This window comes from Gracilibacillus ureilyticus, from assembly GCF_900111195.1.
Taxonomy (GTDB): domain Bacteria; phylum Bacillota; class Bacilli; order Bacillales; family Amphibacillaceae; genus Gracilibacillus; species Gracilibacillus ureilyticus.
The window spans coordinates 41,258-54,862 of sequence record NZ_FOGL01000009.1 but is presented as its reverse complement, the minus strand read 5'-3'; the positions used below and the strand labels follow the sequence as shown (position 1 = coordinate 54,862).

General features: G+C 39.5%; 11 protein-coding genes. 9 read left to right on the top strand and 2 right to left on the bottom strand.

What is annotated here, in order from left to right; genetic code table 11:
* Positions 1-61 precede the first annotated feature (61 nt).
* On the bottom strand, positions 62-448 hold the full coding sequence (locus BMW36_RS09990) for a TIGR04086 family membrane protein (RefSeq protein WP_089740739.1): 387 nt from the start codon (positions 446-448) through the stop codon (positions 62-64).
* Between the two features lie 155 nt (positions 449-603).
* Here BMW36_RS09990 and BMW36_RS09985 point away from each other — a divergent pair, with 155 nt between their 5' ends.
* Entirely contained in the window at positions 604-1,905 is a 1,302-nt protein-coding gene (locus BMW36_RS09985) for an ArsB/NhaD family transporter (protein WP_089740738.1), read from the top strand.
* 19 nt (positions 1,906-1,924) lie between these two features.
* Positions 1,925-2,644, top strand: a complete 720-nt coding sequence (locus BMW36_RS09980) for a DUF421 domain-containing protein (RefSeq protein ID WP_245711649.1) — start codon at positions 1,925-1,927, stop codon at positions 2,642-2,644.
* Positions 2,645-2,733: 89 nt separating this feature from the next.
* Here BMW36_RS09980 and spoVB read toward each other — a convergent pair whose 3' ends face one another.
* Complete coding sequence (gene spoVB / locus BMW36_RS09975) at positions 2,734-4,272, bottom strand: stage V sporulation protein B (protein WP_089740737.1); 1,539 nt, start codon at positions 4,270-4,272, stop codon at positions 2,734-2,736.
* Between the two features lie 129 nt (positions 4,273-4,401).
* Here spoVB and BMW36_RS09970 point away from each other — a divergent pair, with 129 nt between their 5' ends.
* The 7 genes from BMW36_RS09970 to dtd all read left to right on the top strand — a co-directional run bounded on the left by BMW36_RS09970 (position 4,402) and on the right by dtd (position 13,571).
* Entirely contained in the window at positions 4,402-4,689 is a 288-nt protein-coding gene (locus tag BMW36_RS09970; protein ID WP_089740736.1) for a post-transcriptional regulator, read from the top strand.
* A 39-nt stretch (positions 4,690-4,728) separates the two neighbouring features.
* Positions 4,729-6,987 carry a protein translocase subunit SecDF gene (gene secDF, locus BMW36_RS09965; protein WP_089740735.1) on the top strand — a complete coding sequence of 753 codons (2,259 nt, stop codon included), beginning with the start codon at positions 4,729-4,731 and terminating at the stop codon, positions 6,985-6,987.
* 450 nt (positions 6,988-7,437) lie between these two features.
* Positions 7,438-7,776 (top strand): LapA family protein, encoded by a 339-nt coding sequence (locus tag BMW36_RS09960; protein ID WP_089740734.1) that lies wholly within the window; start codon positions 7,438-7,440, stop codon positions 7,774-7,776.
* Positions 7,777-7,832: 56 nt separating this feature from the next.
* Entirely contained in the window at positions 7,833-10,157 is a 2,325-nt protein-coding gene (gene recJ / locus BMW36_RS09955) for a single-stranded-DNA-specific exonuclease RecJ (protein ID WP_089740733.1), read from the top strand.
* Positions 10,147-10,659: an adenine phosphoribosyltransferase gene (locus tag BMW36_RS09950; protein WP_089740732.1), complete on the top strand. Its 513-nt coding sequence runs from the start codon at positions 10,147-10,149 to the stop codon at positions 10,657-10,659. The genes recJ and BMW36_RS09950 overlap by 11 nt, the downstream gene beginning before the upstream one ends.
* Positions 10,660-10,902: 243 nt before the next feature.
* Positions 10,903-13,107 (top strand): RelA/SpoT family protein, encoded by a 2,205-nt coding sequence (locus BMW36_RS09945; protein WP_089740731.1) that lies wholly within the window; start codon positions 10,903-10,905, stop codon positions 13,105-13,107.
* A gap of 17 nt (positions 13,108-13,124) precedes the next feature.
* Positions 13,125-13,571, top strand: a complete 447-nt coding sequence (dtd, locus tag BMW36_RS09940; RefSeq protein WP_089740730.1) for a D-aminoacyl-tRNA deacylase — start codon at positions 13,125-13,127, stop codon at positions 13,569-13,571.
* The last annotated feature ends 34 nt before the right edge of the window (positions 13,572-13,605 follow it).

Sequence of the window (13,605 nt, the reverse complement as noted above, 5' to 3'; positions counted from 1 at the left end):
CAAAAACACGTAGAGGACTATATTTAGTTGCTACGTGTTTTTGTTTGAAAGAAAATTTAACTCATGAGTTCGACTCCGCTGTTTCTCCTCCGGAAACATTTACTCCGATAATGGCACCAATCATGGCAAGCAGCAAATAAGCCGTATGGTGAACAAATTGTACGATCGAAAAACCTGTCTCTAATCCTAAATAACGATAGAAAAAAACAACCATTGTAAAAATCAAACTGGTGATTGCACCGACGATGATTCCTTTATGCTTCGCCTTTAAGCCCGCAATAAACCCGCCAACAAACAATGCAAGGAAACTAACAAGTAATGTGACCAAATTTAATGTCGACTCACCTAGAGCGGTAAAGCGTAACAACAGTGCAAGGATTACACTTGCAATGAACATGACGGCAATAATGCCAATCCAGCCAAACAACACACTAATTGCTGTTCTCATTTTTTCTCTCCCCCTTCCTGAAAAGCTTCTCTATATGTATGTATGCATGTCCTTTAAATTTAGAAGAGGGCTTTTTTTGAATAGTTCCGTACTATTCGAATATAGATGGTACTATAGCTTGTCAACATTACATGGATTGTGGAGAGGTGAGTTATTTGGCAGTAACGATAGCAATCGCCATTTTTATTATTAGTTATATTTTTATTATGACAGAAAAAATAAATCGTGCCCTTGTAGCATTGGCAGGAGGTTTACTTCTCCTGTTAACAGATATTTATGAATGGGAGGCAGCGGTCAATGATTACATTGACTGGAATACGGTAGCACTGCTTTTTGCTATGATGGTATTAGTTTCGATTACAAAGAAGACAGGTGTATTTTCTTACATTGCCATATTATTAGCTAAAATAGTGAAAGGAAGACCGGTTCCGTTATTAGTTGGTATAGCGGTTCTCACTGCAGTCGGTTCTGCTCTGCTCGATAATGTAACTACAGTATTACTATTTGTGCCAGTTATTCTTACATTAACTAATTTACTGAAACTGCCTGCTTTCCCTTACTTAATTACAATCATTATCAGTGCCAATATTGGTGGCACCGCAACACTGATCGGCGACCCGCCTAACATTATGATTGGTCAGGCTGTGCCGCACCTTACCTTTGTCTCCTTTCTGCAGCACACTGCCCCTGTTGCGATCATGATTTTTATTCTTGCTATTTTTATTTTAATTTTATTGTTTAGAAAAAAACTTAATACAATCGACCAGGAAAATATAAAACAACTCATGAAATTGAAAGAAGGAACCTATCTAAATAAAACACCGCTGTTATTTCAGTCATTGTCTGTTTTGTGTTTAACAATTACCGGCTTTATCCTCCATCCGGTCCTTCATATTGATTTAACGATCATTGCATTAACCGGGGCAATTATGCTTCTGCTCATTAGTGAGAAAGAAGTAGATACAGAGAAAGTGTTTGAGCAGGTTGAGTGGGTCACACTGTTTTTCTTTATCGGATTATTTATGCTTGTAGGCGGTCTGGAAGAAGTTGGTGTAATTGACGAACTGGCAAGATCCATTATGTGGATGACAGAGGGGGACATGATGTATACTGGCCTGTTATTACTCTGGACATCTGGTTTATTTTCAGGAATTATTGATAATATTCCGTTTGTTGCAGCGATGATACCGGTCATTCAGGAATTTGAATCATATGGTATGGCAAATCTGGATCCATTATGGTGGTCTCTTGCATTAGGGGCATGTCTTGGTGGTAATGCGACACTGATTGGTGCTTCGGCAAATGTCGTTGTTGCTGGTCTGGCTGAGGCACAGGGAGAACGAATCCCTTTTGTGAAATATATGATTTATGGTTTGCCGATTGTGCTGCTATCATTGATTATTGCAACCATTTATTTGTACTTCCGCTATCTGCTTCCATATCAGCAGACACTGTAACACATAAGAGGTTTTAAATATGGTTATGCTAAGCTTATCGCTAATTGGAGGATGTGAGGCAATGCCAATTGAAGATATATTTATGCTTGCTGCAAGAACATTGTTCTACTATTTCGTTGTCGTACTTATTTTTCGTTTGATGGGAAAAAGAGAGGTAGGGGAACTTAGTTTACTTGATATTGTCGTATTTATTATGATTGCTGAAATTGCTGTAATGACAATTGAAGATTTGAAGATGTTCTTTGGTTATGGTCTTATTCCAATGGTTCTTTTATTAATTATTCAAAGAATTGTTGCATGGATATCATTAAAGAGTCCGAGGTTTCGGGCATTATTTGAAGGGAAACCATCCATTATCATATCTCAGGGGAAAATCGATGAATATGAGATGAAGAAAAACCGCTTTACATTTGATGATCTGATGCAGCAATTGCGCGAAAACGGGACAGAAAGTTTGAATGAAGTGGCCTATGCTATATTGGAGCCATCCGGTAAATTATCTATCATTGAGCAGCAGGAAGACCATCCGCTTGGTAATAAAATGAATGGCCTTGTGCTCCCGTTAATTGTTGATGGTAATGTACAGGTCCATGCACTGGAACAATTAGAGAAAGACCGGACATGGCTGGCAGAACAAATAAAGGATCGGGGATTTCACCATTTTAAAGATGTCTCCTTTTGTTCAGTAAACGCAAAAAACGAATGGTATATTGATCGAAAAAATGAAATAATGGAATAAAAAAACGCTCAGATCGGGATGATCTGACGTTTTTTTGTGAAATTCATATGTCTGCTAGTGTAACCAAATCAAAGGCTGGGCAAAGGTGTTTATTTTTTTCTTAATTGTTTCAATTCCTCTCTGCTGATGAATTGCAGTGCAAACAGGAATACAATGTAACAGAGGAAGAGAACAATTAGAATGATAATGAAAGACACGAAGTTTTCCATCTGGAAGGCAAATAATCGTATCAGGAGCCATCCAAGCCAGAAAGTTAACCCGATCAGTGCAATCATTTTTGCAATCATCATATATGGGATAACGAACTTTATATGTCTGTACAATGTAATAAGATGAAAGATGGTTCCAATCATTACACCAACACACATAGCAACAGCCGCACCATAAATGCCAACTTCCGGATTTGTCGTAAGGCTGATTAATACAACAAATTTGATCACCGTTGCGACAATGTTATTCCACATAGCTTGTCTTGCCAGATCCAATGCCTGCAAAGTAGCATTAAGCGGGAATTGGATGTACATAAACAGAAAACATGGTGCCATGATTTTGAGAAATAAGCTTGCATTGTTTGTCCCATACATGTATGTAAGGATAGGATCAGCAAACAATGTCAGGATAACTGTTGCAATGGCACCTGAGGCAAACGATAAACGGACAGCCTGGTGGATCCGGTAATGAATCAGTTTTTTATGGCTTCTTGCTTCAGCTTCACTTATATTAGGAACAAGCGCAACAGCGAGAGAATGTGTAATAAATGTTGGTAAAAAAAGAAGCGGGATGGCGTATCCTGTTAATGCACCATACATTTTAGTTGCAGCAGCTGTCTGAAAACCGGCAATTGCCAAGCTTTGCGCGACGAGGATTGGTTCAAGAAAATTTGCGACAGAGCTGACAAGCCTGCTTGCAGTGCTTGGCAGAGATATGGATAACAACTGGTTTAAGGTATGTCTTCCTGTTTTGATGTATTCAAAGACATTTTTCCTTAATTTGATCCTTTTTTTCATTTTAAACATGTGCATCATGTAAAATAATGAGACAGCTTCCCCGATGACTACAGCGATCATAGCAGCTGCAGCGGCGTATTCCAATCCATACGGGGAGAAAATCTGGACAAGGATGATGATAAAAGCAATTCTGACAATCTGCTCAATTACCTGGGCGAAACTTTGTGGCTTCATATTTTGCCTGCCTTGAAAATATCCCCTTATTACTGAGGCCACGGCACTGATCGGAATGATTGGAATTATCGCAAGCATCGGATAATAGACACGACTGTCTGTCAGGAGGTTTGTTGAAATATATGGGATAATCAGATACATAAGTACAGATGAGAAAATACTTAAACTTATTGTAATCGTAAGCGAGATAATCAGAATCTGTTTAATCTTACTGGTGTCACCTTTTGCATCTGCTTCCGCAACACGTTTGGAAATAGCGATAGGCAAACCGATTTGTGAGATGGTATACATGAGAAATAGTGTCGGCAGTGCCATATTATACAATCCAATACCTTCTTCACCCATAACTCTCGCTACAACAATCCGGTTAATAAAGCCGAGGAATCTCGTGATCATTCCTGCTATAATAAGGATAATGGTTCCTTTTAGAAAATTTTGTTTGGTCACATTATCAACCCTGCCTTCTCAAATGGAAATTTTTCATATACAATGAAGTATATGCATGGACAGGAGACAAGCATGACCGTTTTTCAAAATTAATCGTGAATATGACCTTGATGGAGTGGAGGAATTCCTATGTGCGAAAAAAAGCCTGTTACTTTATGGAAACCAGAGTTAACAGATGTGATTGAAAGTAAGGTGACGGAGTTTCAATTATTGGACTATTCAAAAGCGACTGCGGACGATGTCTGGAAATGTCTCGTTCAGAAGGTGTGGAAAGGAGACCCTGAAAAAAGATTAGCAGAAGTAGTCCAGGATATTTTACACTTGCATTCCAATATATATATGAGTTATTTAACACAGCAGTCATTTCAGGACACAAGTTTACAGGAATCTATTGAAGCTTTGTTCGGAAAAGAGTAAAATGAATGTTGTTGTTTTGAATTTAGGGAGGCTTTACATATGGTGAAAAGAGGAAGAATCGTTGCTTTTCTCTTAATTGTTTTAGTATTGGGAGCAGCGATAGGTACGACATTTACAAATATAACGAATAAAATCAACTTAGGGTTAGACTTACAGGGTGGGTTTGAAGTTCTCTATACAGTTGAACCGCTTGATCAGGAACAGGAAGTGACAACGCAGGTTCTGGAATCTACTGTGGAAATTTTAACACAAAGGGTTAACACTTTAGGGGTTAGTGAACCAAACTTCAATATCGAAGAACCGAATCGAATCAGGGTCCAGCTTGCCGGTGTGACAGACCAGGATGAAGCAAGAGAACTGCTTGCAACATCTGCTTCTTTATCTTTCCGTGATGTGAATGATAAGGAATACCTGAACGGAAGTCATATTAAAGAAGGCAGTGCAAAACAGAGCTTTGATCCAAACACAAATGAGCCGATCGTGACAGTTGAGTTTAAAGATGCTGATCTGTTCGGTGATGTGACCGAAGAGATTATGAATAATCCTGATCTGGAAAACCGTGTGGTTATCTGGATGGATTATGAAGAAGGCGATTCCTATCAGGAAGAAATTCAAAAGGCTGATCCAAAATTTGTATCTGCTCCAGGGTTTAGTGAAGTGTTACGAACAAAGAGTATTCAAATCACTGGTAATTTCACGGTAGAATCTGCAAAACGATTGGCAGACATTCTGAATGCCGGTTCATTACCAGTTAACTTAGAGGAAGACTATTCTACATCTGTTGGTGCACAGTTTGGTCAGCAGGCGTTAGAAAAAACCGTTTTTGCAGGGATCATCGGTGTTCTGTTAATTTTTGCTTACATGATCGTTTATTACCGCTTCCCTGGTATTATCGCAACAATCACTTTAAGTATTTATATTTATTTAGTGCTGTTAGTATTCCAGTTAATGAATGGTGTACTGACATTGCCGGGTATTGCCGCCCTTGTATTAGGTGTTGGTATGGCAGTTGATGCAAATATTATCACATACGAGCGGATTAAAGAGGAATTGAAGGAAGGAAAGTCGATCAAGGCTGCCTTCAAGGCTGGTAATCAGCATTCCCTTTCAACCATTTTTGATGCGAATATTACAACATTAATCGCAGCCGGAGTATTGTTTATTTTCGGGACAAGTTCTGTCAAAGGTTTCGCAACATTGCTGATTGTCAGTATTGTTCTAAGTTTTGTGACTGCCGTATTTGGTTCAAGACTTTTCCTAAGCTTCTGGGTGAGCAGTAATTTCTTAAACAAGCGTCCAGGCTGGTTAGGTGTAAAGAAGGATCAAATTCAGGATATTAACAGTAACGAAGAAGTGGAACCAACAGTATTTGGCCGCCAGTTCGATTTTGTGAAGCACCGTAAAAAGTTCTTCAGTATATCAATAGTGCTCATTGTGCTGGGAATCATTTCATTAGCTGTGTTCCAGTTAAACCTTGGGATTGATTTTAAATCAGGTTCCCGTGTTGAAGTGATGGCAGAGCAGTCTCTGACAGTAGAAGAAATTGAATCACATTATGAAACACTGGAATTAGAACCAAGCACACCTGTTGTGTTGTCAGGGGAAAATAATGAAATTGCTGTGGCAAGGTTTGATACAGAACTTTCCCAGGATAAAGTAGCAGAAGTGAGAGAACATTTTGAAGCGGCATATGGCAGTGCACCTACTGTTAATACCGTATCAGATATAGTCGGAAAGGAACTGGCTAAAGATGCCATACTTGCTGTGTTGTATGCATCGATTGGGATTATTATTTATGTAACGATCCGGTTTGAGTTTTATTCTGCGTTAACGGCGATATTGGCATTACTGCATGACGCATTTTTCATCATTGCGTTTTTCAGTATTACAAGAATGGAATTTGACATTACGATCATTGCAGCGATCCTGACGATTGTCGGTTATTCGATTAATGATACGATTGTAACGTTTGACCGGATCAGGGAAAACTTGAAGAAGAAGAAAAAAGTCAAATCGTTTGCTGAACTTGCTTCGATTGTGAATCACAGTTTAATGCAGACATTGGCCCGCAGTATTAATACTGTTTTAACAGTAATCTTCGCTGCGTTGATGTTATTAATTTTCGGTGCTACTTCGATCACTAACTTCTCGTTTGCCTTAGTGATTGGACTGTTCGCAGGTACGTATTCTTCTCTATTCATTGCTGCACAGCTGTGGCTTGTATGGAGAGGGAAATCAATCAAAGATAAACCGATTGTTTATACAGAAAAAAAATATAATGACGGTCCACAAGTCTAATGAATATAACAAGTGAGGAAACTTCTCCGTTTCCCCGCTTGTTTTTTTTACTGATGTGGACAGGAGATACAGTAGAGCGGGACATCAGCTCAATAGAGGGATTCCTGATGCATACATAGGAGACCACTGAAAAACTCTGCAAAATGGGGAAAGACAGAATACTTATGAGAATTTTCAAGAATTTAAGGAAAGGAAAATTAGCCCGTGCTCCTTTGTGGAGGGAAATTAGTGGGACAGGACGTGGCTAAAGCGGGCCCCACTAGACGCGAAGTGTTCCTACGGAGCGACATACAGCGCATACATTCATCCATTCGGAAAGAAAGGAATTTACTAGTGCCTCCTAAAATATGGAGAGCATTTTCTGTGATCTCCATACATAATAGGGTGAGAAAAATCCTGTTTGTGATCCATCTTATCAGGGAACGATAACAGTAAAAAGAGGTGATGTGAATGAAAGGCCAGACATATATTATTCTTGCCGTTGTATTTGCTGTTATAATTGCTATTTTCGCAGTAATTAATGTCGATCCGGTTGAGGTTAATTATTTATTCGGTAGCGGAGAAGCCCCATTAATTCTTGTGATTCTCTTTTCTGTATTAATGGGTGCCGTCATTACAGCTGCAGTAGGTGTTTTCCGCCTGATCAGATTACAGAGAGAAATCCGCTTAATAAAAGAAGAGAACCATGCATTGAAAGCACATGATACCCCTGAAGGGGAGGCAGATCCGGTTAACATGGAAGAAAAAGGATCAGTTGAAATGGCGGAAAAAGACGAAACAAATTCATAAATCTGTTTGCTACCCTTGGCACACTTTTGTATAATAAGTTAGTCAGGGGTGAATTTATGTTAGCCAGTCAATCAAATTGGATTTTTACATATAAAGATCAAATCGAAAAGAAAAGTCAGCTGGAAGATCTTTCATTGTCTTCAGTCGTAAAGGAACTGTTAATGCAGAGAGGCTTGAAAACGAAAGAAGATGCGGAAAAGTTTCTTTATCCGGCACTTGACCAGCTTCATGATCCTGCCTTGTTTCATCAGATCGAAATCGCTAAAAAAAGAATTGAACAGGCGATTGAAGATGGGGAAAGCATACTTGTCTACGGTGATTATGATGCAGACGGGGTTACATCCACCACCTTGATGGTTGAAGCATTACGGGAAAAAGGTGCGATGTGTGACTACTATATTCCGAACAGGTTTACCGAAGGATATGGACCAAATGAAGCAGCATTCAGGGAAGCTTATAAACAGGGCTTTCAGTTAATTATTACTGTCGATAACGGAATTGCTGGAGTGGGTGAAGTAAAAGTAGCGAATGAACTAGGAATGGATGTCATCATTACAGATCACCATGAGGTACAGGAAGAGCTGCCTGAAGCGTTGGCCATTATCCATCCTAAATGTGCGGAGGATTATCCTTTTAAGGAACTGGCAGGTGTAGGAGTTGCTTTTAAATTTGCCACATATTTGTTAGGTTATTTCCCGAAACAGTTTCTTGATCTTGTTGTTATTGGCACCATTGCTGATTTAGTTCCTCTGCACGATGAAAACCGTGTCTTGGTCCATTTTGGACTAAAAGCACTATCGAGTACAGACAGGGCCGGCTTGAAGGCACTTAAGAAACAGTGTTCACTTGACGGTCATGTAACAGAGGAAGATATTGGCTTCCGTATCGGACCAAGATTAAATGCAGTTGGCCGCCTGCAGGATGCAAATATGGCGGTTGATTTACTTTTGACAAATGATCCTGATGAAGCTGGTGAGCTGGCAGAATATGTGCAGGAACTGAATACAGAACGGCAAAAAGTTGTAGCAACAATTGCAGAAGAAGCGATTGCTGAAATAGAACAGCAGGATGGCAGTGACCATTATGTCCTCGTTGTAGCAAAAGAAGGCTGGAATCCGGGTGTTCTTGGAATTGTTGCATCAAAACTTGTGCAGACATACTGTCGGCCGGCAATTGTACTGGCAATTGATCCGGAAACTCAAAGTGCAAAAGGATCTGCGAGAAGTATAGACGGGTTTGATCTGTTTACAAGCTGTATGCAGCATAAGTCTTTGTTTACACATTTTGGCGGACATGCCCAGGCGGCTGGAATGACATTGCCTGTTGACAATGTTTCTGTTCTAAGAGATGAACTGGATGCACTTGCAAAGGAGCAGTTAACAGAGGATGATTTTAAGCCACAGCTCAGAATTGATGCAGCCATCGACTTGCAGGATGTGGATCTTTCTGTAATTGGTGAGTTGAATCATCTGGCACCATTCGGGATGGGAAACCCGAAACCAGCCTTCCATATTACAGCAAAGCCCGCAGAAATCAGACAAATCGGTGCAACAAAAAACCATTTGAAAATCAAATTTGCCCAGGATGGGATACAACTTGATGCTATAGGTTTCGGTCTCGGTGATAAATACACGAAATTATCAAAAGATACAGCTATTGAAGCAGTAGTTGAGCTGCAGGAAAATGAATGGAACGGGATCAGGAAGCCGCAGTTATTTTTAAAAGATTTAGCTGTGAAAGAATGGCAGTTATTCGATTACCGTGGGGCAAAACAGTGGCAGCAACAGCTTGATCAGACATTGGCGAATCAATATATATTAGCATTTCATGACAAGGAAAAAGAAACAAACGACGTAATCGGGCCCGAGCAGTTTGATACAATTGAACAGGAAATAGAGGCACTCTACTTAGTCGATCTGCCACAATCACTGGAAGATTTAAGTGATTTGCTGAAAGGAAAGCAAATTAACCGGATTTATGCCTGTTTTCAATTAAATGATGGCTACTTTTTTCAAAAAATTCCATCAAGGGAAGAATTCAAGTGGCTTTATCAGCTAATTCTGAAAAGAAAATACTTTGACTACAAAACAGATGCACCTAAACTTGCCTCACATAAAGGCTGGAAGCTTGAAAAAGTCAAGTTTATGTTCCAGGTATTTCATGAATTAGGGTTTCTAACAAGAGAAGGGGCAACAATTGTACCAACTGAGAGCCCTGAGAAAAAGGATTTAACCGAATCACCAATTTATCAAAAGGCAGTTAAACAAATGGAAGTGGAAGAAACGTTATATTATTCCACCTATCAGCAGTTAAAGCAATGGATAGGAGAACAATTGCATGCTGCTTCCAAACCTGAGGAGGAAATGGTTTATGGATTTTAAAAAGTATATTACAGTTGTGGAAGACTGGCCAAAAGAGGGTGTCCGTTTCAAGGATATTACGACATTAATGGACAATGGCCCTGCGTATAAGGCAGCGGTAGATGAGATAGTAAAATATGCGGAGAATAAAGAAATTGATATTGTTGTAGGACCGGAAGCACGTGGTTTTATCGTAGGCTGTCCTGTTTCTTATGCACTGGAAATCGGTTTTGCTCCAGTACGTAAAGAAGGAAAACTTCCTCGTGAAGTGGTGAAAGTGGATTATGGTCTGGAATATGGTAAAGACATATTAACGATTCATAAAGATGCAATTAAGCCAGGTCAGCGTGTACTAATTACTGACGACTTGCTGGCAACAGGTGGAACAATTGATGCGACAATTAAGCTTGTAGAGCAATTAGGCGGAATTGTGGTAGGCTGTGCTTTTCTAATTGAATTAACTTATTTAAACGGCCGTGATAAATTAGATGGCTATGATGTGTTAACATTAATGGAATATTAAGAAGCATATGAAAAAATCCGGACATTACTCAGAATATGGATAACAAATTCTGAATGAATCATGTCCGGATTTTTGTTATTTTACCGCAGTTTATAAACTTCTGTAAGCAGTAAACAGCATTGGTTACGCTTACATTAATAAAATGTCGAGAAATGAAAAAGAATATAAGGAAATAAGCGCTAATTTTTGTTATGATAGTAAAAACACATTGATGTGGGAAGTCTGAAACTAAAAGGTGATAACATGGCAAAAGATAAAATTTTAGCGCCTGAAGATATTTTTGAGCAAGCAGAGGAATATTTAAATGATGAAGATATAAAGTTTATCAAACATGCCTATCAGTATGCTGAAAAAGCTCACGAAGGGCAGTTTCGCAAATCAGGGGAGCCTTATATTATTCATCCTGTTCAGGTAGCTGGCATATTGGTTAATTTAAAACTGGATCCTGAGACAATAGCAGGAGGTTTTCTTCATGATGTAGTGGAAGATACTTCTGTTACGATAGAGGATCTTCAGTCAGCTTTTAATGAAGAAGTAGCCATGCTTGTCGATGGTGTTACAAAGCTGGGGAAAATTAAATATATGTCTAAGGAAGCACAACAAGCAGAAAATCACCGGAAAATGTTTATCGCAATGGCTAAAGATATTCGAGTGATTCTGATTAAATTAGCGGACCGGCTGCATAATATGCGGACATTAAAGCATTTGCCGATGGAAAAACAGCGCCGGATATCCAATGAGACTTTGGAGATTTTTGCACCACTTGCCCACAGACTCGGTATATCGGCAATCAAGTGGGAACTGGAAGATACGGCATTGCGTTATTTAAACCCGCAGCAGTATTACCGTATTGTTCATTTGATGAAGCAAAAACGGGAAGAGCGGGAGTATTATATTGAAGAAGTTATGCAGGAAGTGAAAAAGCAGCTGGATGAAGTGAATATCCATGCTGATTTTTCAGGAAGGCCGAAACATTTGTACAGTATTTACCGCAAAATGATGCTGCAGAAGAAACAGTTTAATGAAATATATGATCTTCTGGCAGTTCGAATTATTGTATCAAGTATTAAAGATTGTTATGCGGTGCTCGGTATTATTCATACATGTTGGAAACCAATGCCAGGCAGATTCAAAGATTATATTGCAATGCCGAAAGCCAATCTCTATCAATCCTTGCATACAACGGTAATCGGACCAAAAGGTGCACCGCTCGAGGTGCAGATCCGGACAAAAGAGATGCATGAGATTGCAGAGTTCGGGATTGCGGCACACTGGGCATATAAAGAAGGAAAGAAAATTAACCCTGCCAAACAATCAAACGAAGATAAATTGGCATGGTTCCGTGAAATAATAGAATGGCAAAATGATGCCCATGATGCGGAAGAATTTATGGAATCATTAAAAGTCGATTTGTTTTCAGATATGGTGTATGTGTTTACACCTAAGGGTGATGTAATTGAACTGCCGAGGGGTTCCGTGCCGATTGACTTTGCATATAAAATTCATACAGAGGTCGGCAATCATACGATTGGTGCCAAGATAAACGGCAAAATGGAGCCACTTGATTTTCCTTTGAAAAATGGCGATATTATCGAAGTAATGACATCCAAGCATTCTTACGGCCCTTCCCAGGACTGGCTGAAAATGACACAGACTTCGCAGGCTAAAAATAAGATTAAGCAATTTTTCAAAAAACAGCTTCGTGATGAAAATGTTACTAAGGGCCGGGAACTTGTTGAAGAGGAGATAAAGTTAGCTGGCTTTGAACCAAAGGAAATTCTTACAGAAGATAACATTCAGTTAGCAATGGATAAATTCAGTTTTTCTTCAGAAGAAGATATGTTTGCAGCAGTCGGTTATCATGGGATAACAGCGGCACAAATTGTTACACGCTTAACGGAGAAGATTCGTGAGGAGCAGGAAAAGAATAAAAAAATTGAAGATACCATTGAGGAAGTAAATGCGAGCGGACAAAACCTGAAGAAAAAACCGAAGCGGGACTCCGGTGTCCATGTCGAGGGTGTCGATAACATGTTGATCCGGCTGTCCAAATGCTGTAATCCTGTCCCTGGTGATGAAATTGTCGGTTATATTACGAAAGGACGCGGGGTTTCTGTCCACAGGGAAGATTGCCCGAATGTCCAGACAGATGAAGCGAAAGACCGTTTGATGGAAGTCAACTGGGAAAATGAAGAATCGGAATCGAAGCAATACCATGTGGATCTGGAGATTTCAGGCTATGACCGCCGGGGTTTACTGAATGATGTTCTCCAGGTGATTAATGAAACTAAAACCAATATTATCGCAGTGAATGGGCGTTCTGACAGGAATAAAATTGCGATTATACATGTGACCATACTGATTCACAATATCGGCCATTTAAGACGTATTGTTGACAGGCTGAAGCAGATTAAAGATGTGTATACAGTGGAACGTACGATTCAATAAGGGAGTTTTACAGACAAATGAAAGTCATTTTACAAAGAGCAAAAGATGCTTCTGTTACGGTTAATGAGGAAACAATCGGCAGAATTGATGAAGGATTTGTTGCACTTGTCGGAGTTACCCATACCGATACAGAGGAAGATGTGGATTATTTAGTGAATAAAATCATTCATCTTCGCGTATTTGAGGATGAGAATGAAAAAATGAATGTGTCATTAAAAGATGTGGGAGGGGCTGTTTTATCCATTTCCCAATTTACATTGTACGGTGACTGCCGAAAAGGGAGAAGACCAAACTTCATGCAGGCAGCTAAACCGGATATGGCGAAAGCTTTATATGAATCATTAAATAACAAGTTGAAAGACGAAGGAATCCATGTGGAGACAGGGGCATTTGGAGAAATGATGGACGTATCTTTTACGAATACGGGTCCTGTCACCATTACACTGGAATCTGCTGACAGATGATCAGGAACCATCCATCTTTACCATATAGGTTAGA

Excerpts from the sequence above, each read along its gene's own strand:
- BMW36_RS09990 (WP_089740739.1), bottom strand. The coding sequence starts at position 448 with ATGAGAACAGCAATTAGTGTGTTGTTTGGCTGGATTGGCATTATTGCC.
- BMW36_RS09980 (WP_245711649.1), top strand. The coding sequence starts at position 1,925 with ATGGTTATGCTAAGCTTATCGCTAATTGGAGGATGTGAGGCAATGCCA.
- BMW36_RS09970 (WP_089740736.1), top strand. The coding sequence starts at position 4,402 with ATGTGCGAAAAAAAGCCTGTTACTTTATGGAAACCAGAGTTAACAGAT.
- secDF (WP_089740735.1), top strand. The coding sequence starts at position 4,729 with ATGGTGAAAAGAGGAAGAATCGTTGCTTTTCTCTTAATTGTTTTAGTA.
- BMW36_RS09960 (WP_089740734.1), top strand. The coding sequence starts at position 7,438 with ATGAAAGGCCAGACATATATTATTCTTGCCGTTGTATTTGCTGTTATA.
- recJ (WP_089740733.1), top strand. The coding sequence starts at position 7,833 with ATGTTAGCCAGTCAATCAAATTGGATTTTTACATATAAAGATCAAATC.
- BMW36_RS09950 (WP_089740732.1), top strand. The coding sequence starts at position 10,147 with ATGGATTTTAAAAAGTATATTACAGTTGTGGAAGACTGGCCAAAAGAG.
- BMW36_RS09945 (WP_089740731.1), top strand. The coding sequence starts at position 10,903 with ATGGCAAAAGATAAAATTTTAGCGCCTGAAGATATTTTTGAGCAAGCA.
- dtd (WP_089740730.1), top strand. The coding sequence starts at position 13,125 with ATGAAAGTCATTTTACAAAGAGCAAAAGATGCTTCTGTTACGGTTAAT.